Consider the following 22839-nt stretch of genomic DNA (forward strand, 5'->3'; position numbering starts at 1 on the left):
GCTGCGCAATATTCAGGGGGAAACCATGCGTCAACAATTCGTTCTCGGTGCCAGCCTCGCGGCTGCTCTTTTTGCTGCCGCCTGCCAGCCGGCTGACGAAACCGAAGCCGACATGGACGAGGCCGTCCAGGAAACCGAGGACGCCGCACATGATGCCGGCAATGCCATGGAAGAAGCCGCGCACGACGCCGGTGAAGCCATGGAAGAAGCGGCCCATGATGCTGGCGAAATGATGGAAGAAGCAGGCGAGACCATGCAGGACGAGGCCGAGGAAATGGCCCAGGACATGGAAGAGGCTGCTGAAGAGATGGAAGAGGAAGCCGAAGGCGAGCCGCAGCGCTAGTCTGAACGGGTTTCCGGACAGAGAAACAGATCGCCGACCCGGCGGGTCGGCGATCTCCTTGTTTTGGGGCATGGCCCGGACGTTCCGTTTCAATGTTTCGCACTGCCGGCAAGGGCCGGTGAGCGAGAGACCCGGACCCCGGCCGGTACTTGTGAGGGGGAGTACATGCAGAATCTGGTATTGATATCGCTGGCAGGACTGGCCGTGGCCTGCTCACCGCCTGTGGACAGCACCGCTGGTCCATCCGAGGCCGTCGCCTCCGCTGAGGCGGTTGCCGGGACTGCATCGCCACCGCCCGGCAACAGCGTGGAGTTCCAAGCCGGTTTGGGCTTCGACGGATACTACGTGCCGCATTCCGAGCTGGTATTCGGCGACTGGACTTTGCTCCATGTCTATATTGGCCGGGACATGGACTGGCCCGCGCCCACCGACGGCGGTCGGCTGGCCGCCGAGGCGCCGGTCTGGGTCGAGTTCGCGGACCCGTCTGGCGGAACCATCATGACGGAGCTGGGCGAGAGCCCGGCCGTTGTCGAGAGGGTCCGGGCGACCCGCCTCGTTCTGACCGAGGGCGAGTTCACCTTCGAAGGGCGCAGCGACGAGGTGGGAGATGTCCTGGTCTCTGGGCAGATCGAACCGGACGCCATTGGTACCAGGGAGGGCATCGCTTTTCGCGGCGGCATGGAAGTCGACGGAGAGCGCATTCGCAATCTGTCGATGCGCCACTGGCACGGGGACTGACCCGCATCGCAACAGCCATTGTGACGTCGCATCCAGGCGGCGTGACGGCCGCGCCGCGCAAGTCATCGCTGTCGCATCGCATCCCGGTTGGCGCGTCCGGCCGGGACCGCTAGCCTGTCCAGGAACAGCGAGGGTGCCGCCATGTCACGATCCATCGGTCTCGACGAGACGCTCACCGAATACGTCCGCGATGCCAATCCGCCCGAGCACGAGGTGCTGGCCCGCTGCCGACGCGAGACCGACGCCATGGGCGACATCTCGCGCATGCAGATCAGCCCCGAGCAGGGCGCCTTCCTGCAGATGTGCGCGCGCCTGGTGAACGCCCGCACGGCCGTCGAGGTCGGTGTGTTCACCGGCTATTCGGCCCTGGCAACCATCCTGGCCATGAAGGACATGCACGGTGACCAGGCCCGGCTGTACGGCTGCGACGTGTCCGACGAGTACACGTCGAAGGCACGGCAATACTTCATTGATGCCGGCGTGGCACCGCAGATCGGCTTGCGCATCGGTGATGCCCGGGACACCCTTCTGCACCTCAAGTCGGAAGTTGGCGGCATGGTCGACCTGATGTTCATCGACGCCGACAAGACCGGCTATGACGCCTATTACGAAGCTGGGCTCGGCCTGTTGCGGCCCGGTGGGCTCATCCTGTTCGACAATGTGCTGTGGGGCGGCAGCGTCGCCGACCCTTCCAAGGTGGCCGAGGACGCGGACACCGCCGCGCTCAAGGCGCTCGCCGACAAGGTGCGCCAGGACGAGCGCGTCCATTCCGCCTTCACGGCCATCGGCGATGGCGTCCTGATGGCGCTCAAGCGATAGGACTGGGGGGCGCCCAATCCCCCTCGCGGATCGCTGCACTCCTGCCTAGGCTTCGGATCAGGCAGACCCAAGGGGGATAAACATGCAGATCATCAAGTCATGGACACTTGCGGCCCTCGCCGGACTGGCGCTGGCCGGGCCGGCTATGGCCGGGGCGCCGGATTTCGCGGGCGTCTGGCGCGGCGCCCTGGACACCGGCATGGGGGAGCTTCGCCTCGAGCTGCATGTCAGCGAAACCGGGGACGGGCTGAGCGGGCATCTGGTCAGTGTCGACCAGGGCAATGCCGAGATTCCGGCCGCCAGCATGAGCGCCGATGCCGACAGGCTGGTCGCCGAATTCCCGTCCATCAATGCGCGCTACGAGGCCCGCCTGGGGGCGCCCGACCGGTTGGACGGCACTTTCACCCAGGGCCGGGCCATGGGTCTGGTCCTGGTGCGGGGCGGCGACGCGTTCGAGGCAGCCAGGTTCGAACCTGCGCCCATGGTGGGTCGGGACATCGAGGCCGTCGTCACCGGCAGCGGCATCACCCAGGTCGGCTGGTTGCGCCTGCCCGAAGGCGACGGGCCGTTTCCGGCCTTTGTCATGCTGACCGGCACCGGGGCCCAGGACCGCGACGAGACCATGTTCGGCCGGCCGGTCTTCGCGGCCATGGCCAGCGCGCTGGCCGAGCACGGCATCGCGACCCTGCGCCTCGATGATCGCGGCGTCGGCGACAGCACCGGGGACTACATGTCCGCCACCTCGCATGACTTCGCCGCCGATGCCGTGGCGGCGCTCGACTGGCTGAAGGCGCACGAGGCGATTTCCTCCGCCGGTTATCTTGGCCATTCCGAGGGCGCGGTGACCGCCTTCCTGGCCGCCAGAGACAGTGATCCGGATTTCATCCTGTCCCTCGCCGGCATGACCTCGAATGCCGACCAGGTGCTGTATGAGCAGGCTGCCGCGTTGATCCGCGCCAGCGGCGGCGGCGAACTTGCCGTCATTGCCAACCGCCAGGTCCAGGACGTGCTCATCGAAGCCGCCCGCGACGCCGAGGACACCGAGGCCGCGGTGCGTGCCGCCACTGCCGAACTCAACATGTCGCCCGAACAGGCGGCCCCGAATATCCAGCTGTTCGGTCGTCCCTGGTTTACCGCCTTGCTGGCGCTCGACATGCCGGCCCTGATCGCCGCCTATGACGGCCCGGCCGCCTTCGTCTATGCCGAGCGCGACCTGCAGGTCCTGCCCGGCCCGCAGGCCGAGGTGGCCCGGTCGGCGCGGCCGGACGCCGCGATCTCTATCGTCCCGGGCGTCAATCACCTCTTCCAGGCCAGCGAGACCGGCCTGCCCAACGAGTATGCCAGCGCCCCCCACGTCATCGCCCCCGTCGCCTACGAGGCCATTGGCCAGGCCGCTGCAACCCTGGTCGCCCGCGACTAGCGCCATCCCGCTCCTGCCAAGCGGGAGAGGTGCCGCACCGGACGAGGTCCTTCCCCTTGATGGGGAAGGTGGGCCGAGGCCGAGCCTCGGCTCGGAAGGGGTGAATCCCGGTGGCAGACCTGTCAGGCACCGGGATTCACCCCCTCCGTCTCGCCGCTGACTCGGCGATCCACCTCCCCCATCAAGGGGGAGGACCTGCGTGAGGCGGGCTCAACACCCCCCTTCTCCCCGGGGAGAAGGTGCCCCGAAGGGGCGGATGAGGGGGGAGACACCGCCCCTCCCGGAGAGTCCCCGCCACAAGAAAAACCTCTCCGGACAGACCTTGCTTCCCCCCTCTCCCTCGATCCCTCTCCCCAGGGAGAGGGAGGCTCACGCGGTCATAGAATTTTCTTCTCCGCACTCTCAGCGACCGTCCGTGGCGGTTTTCTCAATGAAATCAGCGGGCCGCCCTTTTTTTTCGCCCCGTTTTATCCCCACCCCCTCTCAGCCGTGAGACACTTGCCCCGTCCTCGCACCAGCTCGAGGCCCGGCCTAGACAACCGGGGGGGCGGGGAGAGCGGAGCTCGTCCGGGTCGGCCGGTCATGTCGGCCGGCGACCCCGGCGGGGCTGCGGGCGGCGAGGAGCGGCACTATTGGAGGACCGTTCCGAGCCAGCCCGCCTTGCCAACTTGGGTCCTTGGAGGCTCGGTCGCATCCTCATACCGCCAGGCGGCAGCGCCGTGGCGATGTTCGGCGTGGCGGATTTTGGCGTTTGCCGCGGCGCGATATAACCTGACGTTTCACTCAGGCAGAGCGGGGAGGCTCTCATGACCGTTGAACTTTGGATGCTGTTTCTGGGCGTGGTGGTGCTGTTCGTGGCCATCGTGGTCCAGGCTACGATCGGGGTGTTCAAGTACGGCCTGGTCCGCCAGGCAGGGCCGCGTGATGATCCCTACACTCCCGACATCCTGCACGGGCGCACCAATCGTGCCGTCATCAACCAGGTCGAGAGCCTGGCCATGTTCGCGCCGGTGGTGCTGATCGTGCACCTGGTCGGCGGCCAGACCGAGATGACCATGGTCGGGGCGCAGCTCTACGGCGTCTGCCGGGTTCTGTACCTGCCGGCCTACTGGCTCGGCCTGCCCTGGGTGCGCACCTTGCTGTTTGCAGGCGGGCTGGTCGGTACCGTGATGGTCGCCTGGCCGCTCATCGGCCTGCTCTGAGGCCGGCAAGCGGGCTTGGAGTGCTGTAACCTTGACTTCCCAAAGTGTAACGCATAGGTGTCTATCACCTAAGCGTTACACCGGGAGGGCCCCATGGCCGATATCAGCAATCTCATCAAGCGCCGCAATCGGACCCTGGCACTTGCGGCCGTAACCTTCCTGGTCTGGCAGGGCGCCTGGCTGGTGCAGGATTTTCCGGGTGTCGCGGCTGGCGACGCAGCGGCCGGGGTGATCTCGGTCATCATGGCGATCGGTGCGCTGGGCTGGGCGATCTCGATGGCGCTGTTCCTGGTCTATGCCGGCAAGCTGGGGCAGGCCGGGGCCCAGGCCATTGTCGAGGACGAGCTGTTCCATCACCACAAGCGGCTGGCGATGATCTGGGGATGGGCGGCCATGATCGCCGTGGTGTCTCTGTTCCAGGCCCTCGACTCGCTCGCTGTGGGTTTTGCCGCAATACCGCAAGTGTCGGCCGGTCTCGTGCTGCGCAGCTTGTTGATCGTCGGCGTGTTGACGCCGCTCATCGTCTTCCTGCTCCACGCCCGGGACGGTGCAGAGGGCGAAGCATGAGCGCGTCGCCGCTGGGCAATAATCTGCGGGAGCTGCGGGCCCGCGCGGGTCTGACCCAGGGCCAGCTGGCCGAGGCGGTCGGGGTCACCCGCAAGACCATCAACACGGTGGAGAACCGGGTCTTCATCCCGTCCACCGTGCTGGCCCTGAAGATCGCCGCCGAGCTCGGCGTGGCGGTCGAGGAGGCCTTCTACCTCGCGCCCGCATCGGAGCCCTAGCAGGCTGAAATCCGGCTCGCCGCGCCCTCCGGCTTGCGGTCCGCAGCCAGCAGCGCTAGACCCCGGGCGAACTTCGTCCCACTTCCAAGGAGCGCCATCCATGGCTCGTAACAAGATTGCCCTCATCGGTTCCGGCATGATCGGCGGAACTCTGGCCCACATCGCCGCCCGCGAAGAGCTCGGCGACGTCGTCCTGTTCGACATTGCCGAAGGCGTGGCCAAGGGCAAGGCACTGGACATCGCCGAGGCCAGCCCGGTTTTCGGCAAGGACAGCAAGCTGGCCGGCTCGGACGATTACGAAGCTATTGCCGGTGCCGACGTGTGCATCGTCACCGCCGGCGTGCCACGCAAGCCGGGCATGAGCCGCGACGATTTGCTGGGCATAAATCTGAAAGTCATGAAGGCCGTCGGCGAAGGCATTGCCAAGCACGCGCCAGACGCTTTCGTGATCTGCATCACCAACCCGCTCGACGCCATGGTGTGGGCCCTGCGCGAATTCTCCGGCCTGCCGCACAACAAGGTCGTCGGCATGGCCGGCGTGCTCGACAGCGCCCGCTTCCGCCATTTCCTGGCTGACGAGTTCGAGGTTTCCGTCGAGGACGTCAATGCCTTCGTCATGGGCGGCCACGGCGACACCATGGTGCCGCTGCTGCGCTACTCCACCGTGGCCGGCATCCCCGTGCCCGACCTGGTCGAGATGGGCTGGTCGTCGCAGGACAAGATGGACGCCATCGTCGACCGCACGCGCAAGGGCGGCGGCGAGATCGTCGCCCTGCTGGGGACCGGTTCGGCCTATTACGCGCCGGCCGAGAGCGCCATCGAGATGGCCGTCGCCTACCTGCGCGACAAGAAGCGTATCCTGCCCTGTGCCGCTCACCTGACCGGCCAGTTCGGCCAGGACGATCTCTATGTCGGTGTACCGGTGGTGATCGGTGCCGGCGGGGTCGAGAAAGTCGTCGAGATCAAGCTCAATGACGACGAACAGAAGATGTTCGACAATTCGGTCGATGCCGTGAAGGGTCTTGTCGAAGCCTGCAAGGGCCTCGAGCCGAAGCTGGCCTGAGCCGGTAGCTGAGCGCCGTGATCAAGCCGCCGCCCGACCGGGCCGGCGGCTTTTTCATGTCGGGCTTGCGCTCAGAGCGCGCCGATGACGGCCGTGTGGAGACGCATCATCTCGAAGTTGATGATGGTGTCGGCGGTGAGCACGGCGAAGGGGATCCACAACAGGAAGCCGGCCGGGCGACAGGCATGCTGGACCACGGCAATGGCAAACAGCGCGAACACCCACAGGCCGAGGCTGGCGAGGAAGGCAAGGCTGGCATCCTGGCTGCCGAACAGGATGAGCACCCGCGAGATCAGCCCGGCCAGTAAGAGCAGGATCAGCAGGCTGGACACAAGGCGCCAGCCGTCACGGCCGCTTCGCTGGTTGATCCACAGGCTGATGACGAGGAATTGCGGCATGACCAGGGTAGCCATGCAGATCAGGCGGTAGGTGTGCAGCCAGCTGGCCGCGGCCATCGCCTCGACGGCCTCGCGGGCGCCGCTAGCGCTCACCCATCCGGCAATGCCGCCTGACAGGCAGGCCGCTGCAATCACGTATACAAGAAGCCGCAAGGCTCCCGGACGGTCCTGGATCGCCATCCTTGTTGACTCACCCCACGCACTGACCCGTGGCTCAACATGCAATTGCCGGACCACGGGCGGGACCACAACACGGCCCCTACTCCCCAAGGGCGGAAGGTTAGCGACATCCCGGATGCGCTGCCACCCATCGTTAGTTGTAACACATTCTACACCAACCCCATCGTGGGCCGGCTTGCGGCTGTGGCCGTCGCCGCTCATGATGTCGACATGACTGATATCGTTCTCGAAACAGAGCGGCTCATCCTTCGCCCTCCATCGCTCGATGATTTCGAGCCGCTTTGTGCGTTGATGGCGGACGAGGAAACCACCCGCTTCATCGGCGGCCAGCAGGAGCCGGCGCTGGTCTGGCGCTCCCTGTGCGGCATCGTCGGGCACTGGGCGCTGCGCGGCTATGGCTTCTTCTCGGTCTTCGAGAAGTCCAGCAATAACTGGATCGGCCGCGTCGGGCCGTGGTTCCCGCACGGCTGGCCGCAGCCGGAAGTGGGCTGGTCCCTGAACCGCTCGACCTGGGGCAGGGGCTACGCCACCGAAGCTGCCGCAGCGACCCTCGATTATGCTTTCGACACGCTGGGATGGCCCGATGTGGTGCACCTGATCCACGCTGACAACGCCGCCAGCCAAGGTGTAGCCCGCAAGCTCGGTTCGCGCGATCTCGGGCGCCAGGTCGAGGTGCCCGGATTTGCCATTACGGTCGATTTGTGGGGCCAGAGCGCTGACGACTGGCGAGTTGCCCGAGCCAGTCTCTGAGACGGACGCCCGTCCGGTCCGTCGCGTCACACGCCGCCAATCGGCCATTGAGGTGGATTTGTCCGCCCGGAACGCCGATGATCCCTCCGGTATTGGACTGCAGGCCGAAAAGGGGAGTGGGATGGGTATTCGACGGGTTCTCGCCATCTTGGAGGGCAATGACACAGATGCTCTGTTGCTGGAGCATGGGCAGTCCATCTGTCGCGGGCAGGGCGCGCGTCTCGACGGTCTGTTCATCCGCCGCAACTCGACCAGCGTACCGGACTTCCTCGGCGAAGCCTTCTCCACTTATGGAATGGAAGCGGTCCTGGCGGCGCTCGACGCGGCAGCCTCGGCGGCATCGGAGCGCGCGCACGCGGCCTTTTCCGCCATGCGTGAAACCGGTGATAACGGCCAGGTCGGGCGCCTGATGTCGTTTGTGGGTCTGCCCGCAGAGGCCTTCGGCGATGAGGCCCGGCTTTGTGATCTCATAGTCATGCGAGCACCGTCCGGTGACCAGTGGCGCGAACCGGCCGCCGCCCTTGAATGCGCCGCCCGCACCAGCGGCAAGCCGGTCCTGGCCGTGCGTGAGAATGGCGCGCCCAAAGCGGTATTCGACTGTGCCTGCATTGCCTGGGACGGGTCTCTGGAGGCCAGCCGCGCCGTGAGCGGGGGATTGGAACTGCTCGCTTCCGCGAACCGGGTCCACCTTGTCTGCGCCGGCCATGACCGGCGCGCCGCAGGCCTGCTCGATGGAGCCATGCGTTACCTGCGTGACCATGACATCCAGGTCGAAGTGCGGAATCCCGATGCCGGTCCGCTGAGTGACGGGCGTGCCGTACTCGGCTACGCCCGAGAGGTCGCTGCCGACCTGCTGGTCATGGGGGGGTATGGGGCGCCGCTCTGGCAGCAGGCCGTGGAGCGCGATGACACGTCATTGCTTCTGCGCGAGGCGCCCTGTGCCGTGCTTCTGGCCCACTAGGGCCAGCCGTGCTGCCTGAGCCGTGGCGCCTGTAGCCGGCTTGCCGGGACGCCCCGCATGTTGCACCGGACCAGTACCGGCCGACCAGTGCATTACACCAGAATATGCGCGATGACGCCGGGATGACACTGCATCACGGGAAGGTGACGCCGCGCCAAGCCTCGTGATTGGCCATTGCGGTGCAGGACGGGGATCATGCGGGTGACTGGGGAGCATCAAGCCGCCCAGGACAACCGGATCATGGAGACTTGTTCTAATGAAAGCGCAAAAACACGCCACCACACTGGCTGCCTCCGCATTCGCCCTCTCGCTGGCGGCAGCTGCGGCCAATGCGCAGGAAAGCGAAGGCATGGAGCATGCCGACGGAGCAACCGAGCAGTGCTATGGCGTTGCCCTCGCCGGCGAGAATGATTGTGCGGCCGGGCCGGGCACGTCCTGCGCGGGGACCTCGACCGTGGACTACCAGGGCAATGCCTGGAGCTATGTGCCGGAGGGCACCTGCGAGGAAATCGAGACCCCGTACGGCAATGGTTCGCTGGAGCCGATCGAGCGCCCGTAAACCTTTGCCTGCCGAACCCGAACCGGGGTGTGACGCCCAGATCCCACCCCGAGAGGCCGTCCGCATGCCGCAGTCAGCCCTGCCCCCCAATGCTGGCCTGAGCCTCAAGCCGGAGCATTTCCGGCCGGCGCTTGAGAGCACTGCGGACGGCCTCTGGTTCGAGGTCCATCCCGAGAACTACATGGAAGCCGGCGGTCCGCGGCTGGCCTGGCTCGAGGCCATCCGCGCCGAGCGGCCGCTCACCTTCCATGGCGTCGGACTGTCTCTGGGCGGGCCCGGCCCCCTCGACACCGACCATCTGCGGCGTTGGCGTGAATTGGTCGATCGTTACGAGCCTGCCCTCGTGTCTGAGCACCTGGCCTGGTCGGCGCTGGACGGCGCCTGGTTCAACGACCTGCTGCCGACGCCGATGACGCAGGCCGCGCTCGACCGGTTCTGCGAGCATGTCGACACTCTGCAGACAGCCCTCGGCCGCAGCATTCTGGTTGAGAACCCTTCGCGCTACTTGCCGCTCAAGGGTGAAATGGACGAGGCCGACTTCCTCGCCGAGGCCGTGCGGCGCACCGGTTGCGGCCTGCTCCTGGACGTCAATAACCTCTACATCACGGGCAATAATCTCGGGCAGGACATCAAGGCCTGGCTCGACCGTGTGCCGCTGTCTGCCGTCGGTGAGATCCATGTCGCGGGCCATGAGGCGGACGCGGCGCTGGGCGGAGCGCTGCTGATCGACACGCATGGTGCACCGGTCAGCACCGGCGTCTGGGCCCTGCTCGACAGTGTGCTGCAACGAACAGGCCCTTGCCCGGTCCTGGTCGAGCGGGATACCGCGGTGCCGGGCTTCGCCACTTTGCTGGCCGAACGCGATCAGGCCCAGGCGGCCCTCAGCCTTGTGTCACGGGAGCGCGCCGATGCCTGAGGTCCTGGACGATACCCGCTTCTATCGCGATTTCGCACACTTCCTGGAAACCGGTGAGCTGGCCCGCATAGCCCCACATATTGCGGACCAGGGCGCCCTGTCCCAGGCCATGGTGTATCGCAATACGGTGGTCCGCAGCGCCATCGAGGCCCTGCGCGCCGCCTATCCGGCTCTTGACCGCCATCTCGGCCCGGACGTCTTCGGCCGGCTGGCGCATGCCTATTGGCGCGCCCGACCTCCGCAGCGCCGGACCATGACCCTCTATGGCGAGGCGATGGCCGATTTCATTGATGCCCGGGCCGCCGCGGCGGCCGACGCGATGCCGCCCCGTACGGCCGATCTGGCCCGCCATGACCGGGCCTGGCTCGAGGCCCATCACGCGGCCGATGCTTCATCGCTCCGACCGGCCGAGGTGGCGCAGCTCGACCCGTCAGAGCTGCCGGGTCTGGCCCCCGGCCTGCACCCGAGTGTTCGCCTGCTGGCGCCCGACGCTCCGATTTATGCGGACTGGGTCGTCCTGCGTGAACCGGATGGTCCGCTGCCGGAGGCCGCACCCGCCTGCGTCATCTGGCGCCGCGACGGCGTTGTCCGCCACGCTGGCCTGAACCATCGCGATCATGTGTTCCTGCTTGCCCTGTCAGAGGGTCTCAGCCTGAGCCAGGCAACCGGGCGCGCAACGGGACAACCGGATTCACCGGACACGGCTGCCATCTTTGGTCGTGCGCTGGGCGAAGCCTGGCTCAATGGAGAGAAACGACAATGCTGATCCGCGCTCGTTCCCTCCACGCAGACGGTTCTACCCTGGCAGCAGCCTGGCTGAATCCGCTGGTCCTGCCACTGCTGGCCCGTCTGACGCTCGCCGGTGTGTTCTGGCGCTCGCTCCTGACCAAGGTCGAGGTCAGCAAGCACCTGACCTATGTCGAGTATATCAACGATTTCCCGGTGGAACGCGCCCGTATCCGCCTCCCGGAACTGCCGCTGGACGTGAAGCCCTCAGTGTATCAGCAGTTTGCCGGGGATTTTGCCCTCCCGCTCCTGGCCCCGGAGGTGGCGGCGTGGATGGCGGTTCTCGCCGAGTTCGCCTTTCCGGTGCTGCTCCTGCTGGGATTGTTCACCCGCCTGTCAGCTCTTGCCCTGCTCGCAATGACCCTGGTGATCCAGCTCTTTGTCTATCCGGAAGCCTGGTGGGCAACGCACGCCCTGTGGGCAGTGATCGCTCTCTACCTGATCGTCCAGGGCCCGGGTTGGCTGTCCCTCGACCGCCTGGCGGGCCGCCTTTTCGCGCGCTAGTTGCGCGTCGTTGTTTGGCTGGCGCGGCTGCGGCACAGTTGTCCGGGCGGGGCGCGTCAGTCGGCCCTGCAGCGGGGGCTCGACATGCGAACACACCTTCCGGACCGTCGTCATTGGGTGCCCGACTGGCTGCTCGGCGCCGCGATGAGGCTTGCCTTGGCGCCCGGTCTGTGGCTGTGGGGCCGCGCCCACGCGACGGACTGGCCGGATGCCATTCCAGAGATGAATGGCGTAGCCGCGGTCTGGGACGTGCCCTTCATTCAACCGGAATGGCTGGCCCGCATCGTGGTGTGGGGCAGCCAGATCATCGCGGCAATGCTGGTTGTCGGCCTGCTCACCCGGCTGGTCGGCCTGGCTCTGCTCGCTGCCACCCTGGTCTACATGATCTGGATTGCCCCGCATGCCTGGACCAGCGCCCTGATGTTCGGGGGGATCGCCGGTTACCTTGCGGTCCGCGGTGGCGGCGCGATCTCGGTCGACGGCGCCCTGGTCGCGACAACCCGCTGACAGGGCTGTTCATAAATTATGCCACTGTCGCCAAGGCTGCAGTGAAAAGCATAAGAAAAACAACGCCATTAAGTTGGGATCAGGAGTTTGGTTCGTTTTTGATACACTTTTTGTAAACCCCGCGCGCCACTGATGTAAGGCGATTATAAGTTGAGGCGAGACGCATGAATGCGGAGTTGATTGAGCGGCTGAAGAAAGCCCTGGCCGGCAAGGCCGCCGTCGATATCGCGCAACTGCAATGGATCAAGCTTGACATGGTCAAGGCGGAAATGGGCGATCAATGGATCGCTGTCCGCAAGAAGATCTATCAAGCCGCGCAGAACTTCATCGAGAAACGGCTCGGTCCCGAGGACGTCATTTTTCCCTGCCGCGGTGGTTTCATTGTTATTCTTGCCAACCTGCAGGGCAGCGAGGCGGCGGAGCAAGTCGAGCTGATCTCGCAGGAACTGAACCTGTTCTTCCTCGGGGACCAGATTCTCGAGCGGCTGAAAATGCGCGCCGAGGTCAAGACGGTTGCGGCGAAGGACCTGGCTGGTTTCGTCGCCGGGACAACCGGCGCCAGTGACCGGATGGGCCAGGTGGATGAAAAGGCCGAGGGCGGCGACCTGGCCAATGACGCTCTCATGGCCGCCGTGCGCTGGCGCCCAATGGAAGAGGGCGGTTCAGGCAGTGGCCAAGCCCCAGTCTATCATGAGACGCAACAAGCCAGGGCAGAAACGGCTATTCCCTTCGCAAGCGCCCAGACGCGGTCTGCGCCGCCGGCAGGCTTCCGCACCGCGGCCGAGCGCGCGCGGTCGGGCACCGCCCCGTCGCCACCGGCCTTCCCGGACGACCATCAAGCCAAGCCTGCCGCGAGCCGTGCAGTCCAGCCCCCCGAGTTTGAACAGAAGGCGCAGCAGGCCAAGCCGATAGCCCCCGGTGCGGGGCAGAATGCGTCGAACCCGTCCAGCAGTGTGCAGCCGCCATCCTTCGACCACCTTTCCGAGAAAAAGGCCGCCGCGCCGAGCCCTCCTGCCTTCGACCGGGCCGATGCCCGGCGGGGGGTGTCCGCCGAGGGCGGCACAGCCGCTCGCCACGGCCAGGCCGCTCCTCAGGCCGCAACCCCGGACGGGGCTCATTACGAAAACCCTGAGGCGATGTGGGAAGATGTCGTGTTCAAGCCGGTCTGGGATGCCCGCAACCAGCTGGTGACGACAAATTTCGTGCTCGCCCGGCGCCATTACCAGGGCCAGGAGCTGTTTGGCGCCGATACGCTGCTTGGCATGGGCACGCCGGACCTGCGCCGTCAGCTCGACTATGAAGTCGTAGTCGCAGCCCAGCGCGGATTCCTTGAATCCTACTCGGCAGGCGCCAAGTGCGCCATCGCCATCCCGGTCGATTACGCGACCATTGTCGGGGTCAATGACCGGGTGCGTTACTTCTCCATCCTGCAGGGTGTGCCCCAGCACTTGCGCAAGTATTTCTACCTGCGGGTCGACAATACACCGCCCGGTGCCCCGATCTGGCAGATGGAGGAATTGTTCCGCTCGATGAAGTGTTTCGGCTCCAACATCCTGGCCCATGTCCCGGTCGGAACGTCCCGCCTCAGCCATTTCGCCAATTGCGGTGTCGCCCTGATCGGATCGGAATTCTCGTGTCGCAAGTCGGGTCCGACGCCGCAGCTGCTCGAGGACATGACCAAGCAGGTCGAGGCGACAAAGCAGCTCAAGGCCGAGTCCTACCTGACCATGATGGACTCGCCGAGGATGCTCGAAACCGCCATCGGCATTGGCTTCCGCTTTTTCGCTGGCAACCTGATCGGGCGGGACACGGCGCGACCTCAGCCGCTGCAGTCCCTTGGACTGGCGGCGATCATGAAGCGCGCGGCCTGACAGGCTTACCTTTCCTCAACCGCTTGACCGTTAGGCTGCCGCATCCCGTGTGATGTGATTGTCCAGCGATGCCTCCTGAGCTCAAAAACAAGCTGAAGAAAGCCCTCGCCGGGCGCGAGCGGGTCGACATGGGCCAGTTTCAGTTTGTCGGTCTGGACCGGGTGCGAGACCAGGCGGGTGCCGATTGGCCGCAGCTGCGTGAAAAAGTCTACGAGGTCGGCGACCACTTCATCGAGAAGCGGCTCGGCGAAGACGATGCCGTCATTCGGTGCCATGGCGGCTTCCTGATCATCTTCAAGACCCTTGAAGGCGAGGCAGCCGAGGCCGTGGTGCGCGATATTGCCGTTGAACTGGAAATGTTCTTCCTCGGTGACGATCTGCTCAAACAGGTGAAAGTGGCCACCGAATCGCGCGGGGTAAGTACGGCTGAACTGCTTGAGATCGTTGCTCAATCACAGCCCGAAGTGACGCCGCCGCCGGCCGAGCGCAAGGGCGCAAAATCCGGTGCTTCAGATCGCGACATGCCGGTGTGGAAGTCGACACCCACACGCGTCGTCGACGATTCCGACCGCACGCGATGGGTCGCGGTGCCGGCCAACGAGAAGCGCGGCGGGAAAGTCGCGGTGGCCTTGCCGGAGGCGGAGTACAAGGAAAAGGACGGGGTCTGGGACGATATCGTTTTCCGGCCTGTCTGGGACAGCCGGAAGCGCGCCCTGATCCACAATTTCTGTCTTGCCCGCCGCGTCGTCCAGGGCGTTGCCTATTATGGGCGCGACACGCTGATGGGATCCGACTACAGGGACGAACATCGCGCTCTCGACAAGGCTGTCGCACTGGCCGCCCAGCGTGGCTTCCAGAAAGTGCGTAGGGCCGGCGGCAAGAGCGTGATTGTCGTTCCGGTTCACTACGACACGATTGCGACCGTATCCCAGCGGATGAGCTATTTTGCGGTGCTCCAATCGGTGCCCGAGCCAATGCGCAAATATTTCTTCCTGCGCGTGGACAGCGTGCCGCGCGGAGCCCCGATCGGGCAGATGCAGGAGATCTTCCGCTCGATGAAGCATTTTGGCGCCTATATCCTGGCTCACCTCGATTATGGCCAGACCGACCTGCAATGCTTCGAGAGTTGTGGGGTTGGCATTTTTGGTGCCGACCTGCCGGAACGCCTCAATGATCGTCCACCCAACGACAAGGACCTGCAGACGCTGATGGACTGGCAGGCCTCGGCCCGGCTGCTGAAGGCGGAGACCTACCTGACCTCGATCACCGACACCGAGATCCTGTCCGCTGCCATGAGCGCCGGCGTTCGCTATTTCTCCGGCGACCGGATCGCTCCGGAAGCGGCCCTGCCGGCGCCGGCACGCGCGCTCAGCCTCGACGATATCCTGCGTCCGCCCGTCGACGATCACGGCGACGCAGCGGACGAGGCGGATACCTTTCACGTTTAACTGAAATCCTGAACCGACACCGCGTTGCGATCTCTTGGCCCGATGCTATAAGGCGGGACCAATCTGGCCATGATTTCGCTCCTCTCCTCCCGCGAGGCCCCTCATATGAATATCCATGAACACCAGGCGAAAGCCGTCCTGAAGTCCTTTGGCGCGCCGGTTGCCGAAGGCGTCGCCATCTATTCTGTCGACGAGGCCGCCAAGGCCGCCGACCAGCTGCCCGGACCGCTCTGGGTGGTGAAGTCACAGATCCACGCCGGCGGCCGCGGCAAGGGCAAGTTCAAGGAGCTGCCCGACGACGCCAAGGGCGGTGTCCGCCTCGCCTTCTCCAAGGACGAAGTCGTTGCCCACGCCAAGGAGATGCTCGGCAACACCCTGGTTACTCACCAGACCGGCCCGGCCGGCAAGCAGGTCAACCGTCTATACATAGAGGACGGTGCCGACATCGCGAGCGAGCTCTACCTGTCGCTCCTGGTCAATCGCGAGACCGGCCGCGTGGCCTTTGTCGTCTCGACCGAAGGCGGCATGGATATCGAGGATGTCGCCCATGAGACGCCGGAGAAGATCCAGACGCTGAACATCGACCCGGAAACCGGCGTAACCGATGCCGACGCGGGCCGCGTTGCCGATGCCCTCAAGCTCGAGGGGCAGGCGCGCCAGGACATGATGTCGCTCGCTCCGACCCTCTACAAGGCCTTCACCGAGAAGGACATGTCGATGCTCGAGGTGAACCCGCTCATCGTGATGGAAAACGGCCACTTGCGCGTCCTCGACGCCAAGGTCTCGTTCGACGGCAATGCCCTGTTCCGTCATGACGACATCATGGCGCTGCGTGACGAGACGGAAGAGGACGAGAAGGAAATCGAGGCCTCCAAGTACGACCTCGCCTATGTCGCCCTCGACGGCAATATCGGCTGCATGGTCAATGGCGCAGGCCTGGCCATGGCGACCATGGACATCATCAAGCTGTACGGTGCCGAGCCGGCCAACTTCCTCGATGTGGGCGGCGGCGCGACCACGGAAAAGGTCACCGCAGCCTTCAAGATCATCACCGCCGACGACAACGTCAAAGGCATTCTGGTGAATATCTTCGGCGGCATCATGCGCTGCGACATCATTGCCGAGGGCGTTGTCACCGCGGTCAAGGATGTCGGCCTGAAGGTGCCGCTCGTGGTTCGCCTGGAAGGGACCAATGTCGAGCGTGGCAAGCGCATCATCAATGAAAGCGGTCTCAATGTCATCGCCGCTGATGACCTCGACGACGCTGCCCAGAAAATTGTCGCCGCCGTGAAGGAGGCCGAATAATGTCGATCCTCGTCGATAAGAACACCAAGGTCCTCGTCCAGGGCCTGACTGGCAAGACCGGTACTTTCCACACCGAGCAGGCGCTCGAGTATTACGGCACCCGCATGGTCGCCGGTGTTCACCCCAAAAAGGGTGGCACGACCTGGTCGTCCGGCCTCGACAGTGCGGCTGAATTGCCGATCTACGCCTCGGTCGGCGAGGCGAAGGAAGCCACCGGTGCCGATGCCTCTGTGATCTACGTGCCACCGGCCGGTGCCGGTGCCGCCATCATCGAAGCCATCGATGCCGAGATTCCCTTTATCGTCTGCATCACCGAAGGCATTCCGGTGATGGACATGGTCAAGGTCAAGGCCAAGCTGGACAAGTCCAACTCCATGCTTCTCGGGCCGAACTGCCCGGGCATCCTGACGCCGGAAGAGTGCAAGATCGGCATCATGCCGGGCTCGATCTTCAAGAAGGGCTCGGTTGGCGTGGTTTCACGCTCCGGCACGCTGACCTATGAAGCCGTGTTCCAGACCTCGCAGGTCGGCCTCGGCCAGACCACGGCGGTCGGCATCGGCGGTGACCCGGTCAAGGGCACCGAGTTCATTGACGTGCTCGAGCGTTTCCTGGCGGACGACGAGACCCAGTCGATCATCATGATCGGCGAGATCGGTGGTTCGGCCGAGGAAGATGCAGCGCAATTTCTGGCCGACGAGGCCAAGAAGGGCCGCAAGAAGCCGACCGTCGGCTTCATCGCCGGTCGCACCGCACCTCCCGGTCGCACCATGGGCCATGCCGGCGCCATCGTGTCCGGCGGCAAAGGCGGCGCCGAGGACAAGATCGCGGCCATGGAAGCAGCCGGCATCAAGGTGTCGCCGTCTCCGGCCCGCCTGGGCACAACGCTCGCCGAGCTGCTCAAGGGCTGAATCCCGGCCAGGTTAAAGACAAGGAGAAGCCGCGTTCCGCATCCCGGAGCGCGGCTTGTTCGTTTGTGGAGCCCAGTTCGGAGCGCAATCGTGCGGTTTCATTTGACCTCCACCTGTGGTTGGAGTCCAATGGCGCTCCTGCACGGGGGCCTTCATGGCGGTCAAGCACGGACCGTCTCGGTCCGATCTCTTCAACAATGTCTTCTTCTGGCTGGCCGCCATTGCCATTGCCTATGAATGCGTGCTGGGCGCGTTCTGGGGCGTCTATTTCGGCATGGCCCAGCTGCAGATGTTGCCCGCCGACGCCGACGTCTACTCCCTGCTGCCTGACCTCACCTGGACGTCGGAAACGCTGTTCTACGCCAACAACCTGATGTTCTTTGGCTCGCTCGCCTTGCTGGTGTGGCAGCGCCGGGCGGCCCTCTGGCTCTACATCGCGTCGGTTATCGTCGATAAGTCGGACTGGATCTATTATCTCAACAGCGACGCTTGGGACGAGTTTTTCGGCTCCGTGCTGACCTATCTCATGTTCATCTCGCAGGGCCTCGGTCTGTATGCGCTGCTGACCCTCGTGATGACCGGGAAACTGCGCTGAGGGCGCGGCATTCTGTCACCATGTTGGCAACAGACCGGCGCGCCTCCCTTCTGTTATTCCCCTTTTCGGCCTAGATGTTTGCTTAACCGTCCCGGATTAAGAGCATCCGGACACACTCCTGACTCAGGCCGTCTCCCCCCATGTCTGACACCAAACGCTCCGACCAGAACCAGACCTTCCTGGAAACCTCTTTCCTGCAAGGTGCCAATGCCGTCTATCTCGAGCAGATGGCCGCGCAGTACGCCGAGAACCCGGGCTCGCTGCCCGAGGGCTGGCGCCGCTTCTTCGACGCGATGGGCGACGAGGCGGGCCCGGTCGGCTTCGCCGCGCGCGGGCCGAGCTGGAAGCGCAGTGACTGGCCGCCGGCCGCTGATGGCGACCTTATTGGCGCGCTTGGCGACATGGCCAGCCTCGGTGTCGACGCGGACGACCTGCCGACGACGCCGCTGGCGCCGAAGGCGGACACTGCGCCGACGGGCAAGGTCGACATCGCGGCGCAGCGCCGGGCCAACCAGGCTTCGATCCGCGCCATCATGATGATCCGCGCCTACCGCATGCGCGGTCACCTTGCCGCGGACCTCGATCCGCTGGGCCTGACCGAGTTCGGTTACCAGGCCGAGCTCGACCCGGCGAGCTACGGCTTTACCGGCGCGGCCATGGACGAGGAAGTCTTCATCGACGGCTATCTCGGCCTCGACACGGCGACCCCGCGTCAGATGCTCGATATCCTGAAGCGCACGTATTGCGGCCCGATCGGCGTCGAGTTCATGCACATCTCCAATCCAGAGGAGAAGGCCTGGCTGCAATCACGCTTCGAAGGTCCGGACAAGGACATTTCCTTCACGCCGGAGGGTCGCAAGGCAATCCTTGCAAAGTTGATCGAGACCGAGCGCTTCGAGCAATTCCTGCACAAGCGCTATCCGGGCACCAAGCGCTTCGGGGCTGACGGGGCCGAGGCCATGGTCCCGGCGCTCGAGCAGGTGATCAAGCGCGGTGGCGCCATGGGCGTCGAGGATATCATCCTCGGCATGCCGCACCGTGGCCGCCTCAACGTGCTCGCTGCCGTCATGGGCAAGCCCTATCAGCAGATTTTCCACGAGTTCCAGGGCGGCTCGACCCAGGGCGAGGAAGAGTTCGGGTCCGGGGACGTCAAATACCATCTCGGTGCTTCCTCCGACCGCGAGTTCGACGGCAATACCGTCCATCTCTCTCTGACCGCCAACCCGTCCCACCTGGAAGCGGTTGATCCGGTGGTGCTGGGCAAGGCGCGCGCCAAGCAGGAAGTGAATTGCCGCAAGGAAGCCGGCACCTCGCGCTCGAAGGTCCTGCCACTGCTGCTGCACGGCGATGCGGCTTTCGCCGGCCAGGGTATCGTTACCGAATGTCTCGGCCTTTCAGGCCTGCGCGGTCACCGCACCGGCGGTGCCGTCCACTTCATCGTCAACAATCAGATCGGCTTCACCACGGACCCCAAGGACAGCCGGTCGAGCCCTTATCCGTCGGATGTGGCGCTGATGGTCCAGGCGCCGATCTTCCACGTCAATGGCGACGATCCGGAAGCCGTCGTGCACGCGACCCGCATCGCCACCGAGTACCGCCAGATTTTCGGCAAGGACGTGGTCATCGACATGTTCTGCTACCGGCGCTACGGCCACAATGAAGGCGACGATCCGACCTTCACCCAGCCGATCATGTACCGCGTCATCAAGGACATGCCGCCGGTGCGCAAGAAATACCAGGACCGCCTGATCGCCGAAGGCGTGCTGTCCTCGGCCGAGGCCGAGGCGATGGAGAACGAATTCGACGCCTTCATGGAAAGCGAGTTCGAGGCCGGCAAGGACTTCAAGCCCAAAAGCGCCGACTGGCTCGACGGTCGCTGGTCCGGCCTTGGCCTGCCGGAAGGTGATGACCGTCGCGGCGAAACCTCGGCGACCATGGAATGCCTGGAATCCGTCGGCAAGGCGATGACCCGCATTCCGAAGGACCTCAATATCCACCGCACCCTCAAGCGTGTCATAGGCGGGCGCCGCAAGGTCATCGAGAGCGGCGAGAATATCGACTGGGCCACGGCCGAGCACCTGGCTTTCGGTACCTTGTTGACCGAGGGTTTCCCGGTGCGCCTGTCGGGCCAGGATTCCGGACGCGGCACCTTCTCCCAGCGTCACTCCCACATGATCGACCAGGAAACCGGGGAGCGCTACACGCCGCTCAATAATCTCGGCGGCGAGCAGATGAAGTATGAAGTCATCGACTCCATGCTGTCGGAAGAAGCCGTGCTCGGCTTCGAATATGGCTATTCACTGTCCGCCCCGAACACGCTGGTCATGTGGGAGGCTCAGTTCGGCGATTTCGTCAACGGCGCCCAGGTGATCATCGACCAGTTCATCTCCTCCGGCGAACGCAAGTGGCTGCGCATGTCCGGTCTCGTCATGCTGCTGCCGCACGGCTATGAGGGCCAGGGTCCCGAGCATTCTTCGGCGCGCCCGGAGCGCTTCCTGCAGCTGTGCGCCGAAGACAACATGCAGGTTGTCAATTGCTCGACCCCGGCCAACTACTTCCACGTCCTGCGCCGCCAGATCCACCGCGGTTTCCGCAAGCCCCTCATCGTGCTGACGCCGAAGAGCCTGCTGCGCCACAAGCGCTGTGTGTCCACCCTCGCGGCCATGGGGCCGGGCTCTTCCTTCCACCGTGTGCTGTGGGATGATGCTGACACCACCCAGCGGGCCGAGGGCGAGATCCGCCAGACCAGCCTCGACCTGCAGCCGGACGACAAGATTCGCAAGGTCGTGATGTGTACGGGCAAGGTCTATTACGATCTGCTGGAAGAGCGCGAGAGCCGCGGTACCGACGACGTCTACCTGATGCGTGTCGAGCAGCTCTATCCCTTCCCCTACAAGGCGTTGCTCTCCGAACTCGCGCGCTTCCCCAATGCCGACATCGTCTGGTGCCAGGAAGAGCCGCGCAATATGGGCTACTGGACTTTTGTAGAGCCCAATATCGAGTACGTGCTGGGCAAGATCGAAGGCAAGGCCCAGCGCCCGGCCTATGTCGGTCGCCCGCCGACGGCGTCGACCGCCACCGGCATCGCCTCCAAGCACAAGCAACAACAGGAAGCCCTGGTGAACGAAGCGCTGTCCTAGGGCGCACTCACCTCTGCAAGGAAAGACAGAGCCATGACCGACATTACCGTCCCCCAGCTCGGCGAATCCGTGACCGAGGCGACCGTGGGCAGCTGGCAGGTCAAGACCGGCGACGCGGTGTCCCGCGATGACGTGCTGGTTGAACTGGAAACCGACAAGGTGGCCGTCGAAGTGCGCGCCGAAGCCGACGGTGTGATGGGCGAGATTGTCGCTCAGGAAGGCGACACCGTGGAGATCGGTGCCAAGCTCGGCGAGATCTCAGCCGGCTCGGGCGGGGAAGCCCCGGCTGCCGCTGAGGCCACTGCCGAAGCGGCCCCGGCGCAAGCCGCCGATGAAGGCGACGCGACGGAAGCGGGCAGTGAAACACCCGACAGCGCATCCGACGCCGAGCCCGGTGAGGCCGTCGACGCGACCGTGCCACAGATGGGTGAGTCCGTGACCGAAGGCACGATCGGGTCGTGGCTGGTCAAGGTTGGCGACACGGTCGAGGTCGACCAGGCCCTGGTCGAGATCGAAACCGACAAGGTGGCGGTGGAAGTCCCGTCGCCAAGCGCCGGGACGGTGGCCGAGTTGCTGGTTGAAGAAGGCGATGCTGTGGCTCCCGGCGATGCCGTGGCCCGCATTTCCAAAGGCGCAGCTGTTGCCCCGGCCAAGCCGTCCGGTGCCGCCAGCTCCAAGGCCGGCGACGCCAAGGTGATGCCATCGGCGGCGCGCATCGTCGAAGAGCATAATCTCGATGCCGGCGCCATCGAGGGCAGCGGCAAGGATGGTCGTGTGACCAAGGCCGATGCCCGTCAGGCCGCCGAGAGCAAGAAGCTCGACGAGCACGCTCACATGGCGCCGGAACGCGACAAGCCGGCTGCCTCCAAGGCGCCGGAGCCCCCAGCCGCCAAGCGCGATACCGGTCCGCGCGAGGAGCGCGTCCGCATGACCCGCCTGCGCCAGACCATCGCCAAGCGTCTGAAGGAGGCCCAGGACACGGCGGCCATTCTGACCACCTTCAACGAGGCCGACATGTCGGCCATCATGGCGGCACGCAAGACCCACCAGGAAGCCTTTGTCGCCAAGCATGGCGTCAAGCTCGGCTTCATGAGCTTCTTCATCAAGGCCTGTGTCCATGCCCTCAAGGAGATCCCGGCGGTCAATGCCGAGATCGACGGCACCGACATCATCTACAAGAACTATTACGACATGGGCGTCGCCGTCGGCACCGAGCGCGGACTTGTTGTCCCGGTGGTGCGCGATGCCGACCAGATGTCCCTGGCCGAGATCGAGAAGGAAATCATCCGTCTCGGAAAGCGCGCCCGCGACGGCAAACTGACGATTGACGAGATGCAGGGCGCCACCTTCACACTGTCCAATGGCGGTGTGTACGGCTCACTGATGTCGATGCCGATCCTCAATGCACCGCAATCGGGTATTCTGGGCATGCACAAGATCCAGGAGCGGCCGGTCGCCGTGAATGGCGAGGTCAAGGTCGCACCGATGATGTATCTGGCGCTGTCCTACGATCACCGCATCGTGGACGGCAAGGAAGCGGTGACCTTCCTGGTCCGGGTCAAGGATGCGCTGGAAGACCCGCAGCGTCTGCTGTTTGATCTCTAGGCGCTCAAGCGAATAGCCGGGTCCGGTCAGGGAGGG

23 protein-coding genes are annotated in these 22839 nt (G+C 64.9%); 22 read left to right on the forward strand and 1 reads right to left on the reverse strand.

Translation table 11 applies throughout. From position 1 onward, the window contains the following. Positions 1 to 25 precede the first annotated feature (25 nt). From ACXYMR_RS05475 to mdh, 8 genes are all read left to right on the forward strand, one after another. The gene (locus tag ACXYMR_RS05475) at positions 26 to 343 is read left to right on the forward strand and encodes a hypothetical protein (protein WP_458941749.1); all 318 of its coding nucleotides are present in this window, start codon (positions 26 to 28) and stop codon (positions 341 to 343) included. A gap of 165 nt (positions 344 to 508) precedes the next feature. After that, entirely contained in the window at positions 509 to 1081 is a 573-nt protein-coding gene (locus ACXYMR_RS05480) for a hypothetical protein (RefSeq protein WP_458941750.1), read from the forward strand. A gap of 141 nt (positions 1082 to 1222) precedes the next feature. Further along, complete coding sequence (locus ACXYMR_RS05485; protein ID WP_458941751.1) at positions 1223 to 1900, forward strand: O-methyltransferase; 678 nt, start codon at positions 1223 to 1225, stop codon at positions 1898 to 1900. An 82-nt stretch (positions 1901 to 1982) separates the two neighbouring features. Beyond that, on the forward strand, positions 1983 to 3320 hold the full coding sequence (locus ACXYMR_RS05490; RefSeq protein WP_458941752.1) for an alpha/beta hydrolase: 1338 nt from the start codon (positions 1983 to 1985) through the stop codon (positions 3318 to 3320). An 806-nt stretch (positions 3321 to 4126) separates the two neighbouring features. Next, positions 4127 to 4522, forward strand: a complete 396-nt coding sequence (locus tag ACXYMR_RS05495; protein WP_458941753.1) for an MAPEG family protein — start codon at positions 4127 to 4129, stop codon at positions 4520 to 4522. A 93-nt stretch (positions 4523 to 4615) separates the two neighbouring features. Further along, a complete protein-coding gene (locus tag ACXYMR_RS05500) occupies positions 4616 to 5089 on the forward strand; it encodes a hypothetical protein (RefSeq protein ID WP_458941754.1) in 474 nt (157 codons plus the stop codon). Next, positions 5086 to 5307, forward strand: coding sequence for a helix-turn-helix transcriptional regulator (locus tag ACXYMR_RS05505; RefSeq protein WP_458941755.1), 222 nt, complete (start codon positions 5086 to 5088; stop codon positions 5305 to 5307). The genes ACXYMR_RS05500 and ACXYMR_RS05505 overlap by 4 nt, the downstream gene beginning before the upstream one ends. 100 nt (positions 5308 to 5407) lie before the next feature. Continuing rightward, complete coding sequence (gene mdh / locus ACXYMR_RS05510; RefSeq protein WP_458941756.1) at positions 5408 to 6370, forward strand: malate dehydrogenase; 963 nt, start codon at positions 5408 to 5410, stop codon at positions 6368 to 6370. A gap of 71 nt (positions 6371 to 6441) precedes the next feature. Here the strand turns inward: mdh and ACXYMR_RS05515 are convergent, their stop codons facing one another. Beyond that, on the reverse strand, positions 6442 to 6948 hold the full coding sequence (locus ACXYMR_RS05515) for a hypothetical protein (protein WP_458941757.1): 507 nt from the start codon (positions 6946 to 6948) through the stop codon (positions 6442 to 6444). A 210-nt stretch (positions 6949 to 7158) separates the two neighbouring features. On the opposite strand from ACXYMR_RS05515, the gene ACXYMR_RS05520 reads away from it, so the two are divergent. From ACXYMR_RS05520 to odhB, 14 genes are all read left to right on the forward strand, one after another. Further along, entirely contained in the window at positions 7159 to 7698 is a 540-nt protein-coding gene (locus ACXYMR_RS05520; RefSeq protein ID WP_458941758.1) for a GNAT family N-acetyltransferase, read from the forward strand. Positions 7699 to 7819: 121 nt separating this feature from the next. Next, positions 7820 to 8659, forward strand: coding sequence for a universal stress protein (locus tag ACXYMR_RS05525; protein ID WP_458941759.1), 840 nt, complete (start codon positions 7820 to 7822; stop codon positions 8657 to 8659). Between the two features lie 256 nt (positions 8660 to 8915). After that, positions 8916 to 9218, forward strand: coding sequence for a BufA1 family periplasmic bufferin-type metallophore (locus ACXYMR_RS05530; RefSeq protein WP_458941760.1), 303 nt, complete (start codon positions 8916 to 8918; stop codon positions 9216 to 9218). A 79-nt stretch (positions 9219 to 9297) separates the two neighbouring features. After that, the gene (bufB, locus tag ACXYMR_RS05535) at positions 9298 to 10134 is read left to right on the forward strand and encodes an MNIO family bufferin maturase (protein ID WP_458941928.1); all 837 of its coding nucleotides are present in this window, start codon (positions 9298 to 9300) and stop codon (positions 10132 to 10134) included. After that, complete coding sequence (locus tag ACXYMR_RS05540; RefSeq protein ID WP_458941761.1) at positions 10127 to 10900, forward strand: HvfC/BufC family peptide modification chaperone; 774 nt, start codon at positions 10127 to 10129, stop codon at positions 10898 to 10900. Before bufB ends, ACXYMR_RS05540 begins: the two co-directional genes overlap by 8 nt. Then, positions 10894 to 11424 carry a DoxX family protein gene (locus ACXYMR_RS05545; protein ID WP_458941762.1) on the forward strand — a complete coding sequence of 177 codons (531 nt, stop codon included), beginning with the start codon at positions 10894 to 10896 and terminating at the stop codon, positions 11422 to 11424. The genes ACXYMR_RS05540 and ACXYMR_RS05545 overlap by 7 nt, the downstream gene beginning before the upstream one ends. An 84-nt stretch (positions 11425 to 11508) precedes the next feature. Next, positions 11509 to 11931, forward strand: a complete 423-nt coding sequence (locus ACXYMR_RS05550; protein WP_458941763.1) for a DoxX family protein — start codon at positions 11509 to 11511, stop codon at positions 11929 to 11931. A 164-nt stretch (positions 11932 to 12095) separates the two neighbouring features. Further along, on the forward strand, positions 12096 to 13802 hold the full coding sequence (locus ACXYMR_RS05555; RefSeq protein WP_458941764.1) for a hypothetical protein: 1707 nt from the start codon (positions 12096 to 12098) through the stop codon (positions 13800 to 13802). Positions 13803 to 13870: 68 nt separating this feature from the next. After that, positions 13871 to 15250, forward strand: a complete 1380-nt coding sequence (locus ACXYMR_RS05560) for a hypothetical protein (protein WP_458941765.1) — start codon at positions 13871 to 13873, stop codon at positions 15248 to 15250. A 105-nt stretch (positions 15251 to 15355) separates the two neighbouring features. Next, a complete protein-coding gene (gene sucC, locus ACXYMR_RS05565) occupies positions 15356 to 16555 on the forward strand; it encodes an ADP-forming succinate--CoA ligase subunit beta (protein ID WP_458941766.1) in 1200 nt (399 codons plus the stop codon). Next, positions 16555 to 17463, forward strand: a complete 909-nt coding sequence (gene sucD, locus ACXYMR_RS05570) for a succinate--CoA ligase subunit alpha (protein ID WP_458941767.1) — start codon at positions 16555 to 16557, stop codon at positions 17461 to 17463. Before sucC ends, sucD begins: the two co-directional genes overlap by 1 nt. Before the next feature lie 154 nt (positions 17464 to 17617). Further along, a complete protein-coding gene (locus ACXYMR_RS05575) occupies positions 17618 to 18058 on the forward strand; it encodes a hypothetical protein (RefSeq protein WP_458941768.1) in 441 nt (146 codons plus the stop codon). Positions 18059 to 18198: 140 nt separating this feature from the next. Continuing rightward, positions 18199 to 21198 (forward strand): 2-oxoglutarate dehydrogenase E1 component, encoded by a 3000-nt coding sequence (locus tag ACXYMR_RS05580; protein ID WP_458941769.1) that lies wholly within the window; start codon positions 18199 to 18201, stop codon positions 21196 to 21198. A gap of 33 nt (positions 21199 to 21231) precedes the next feature. After that, positions 21232 to 22803, forward strand: coding sequence for a 2-oxoglutarate dehydrogenase complex dihydrolipoyllysine-residue succinyltransferase (gene odhB / locus ACXYMR_RS05585; protein ID WP_458941770.1), 1572 nt, complete (start codon positions 21232 to 21234; stop codon positions 22801 to 22803). The last annotated feature ends 36 nt before the right edge of the window (positions 22804 to 22839 follow it).

The organism is Maricaulis sp. CAU 1757 (genome assembly GCF_054482675.1).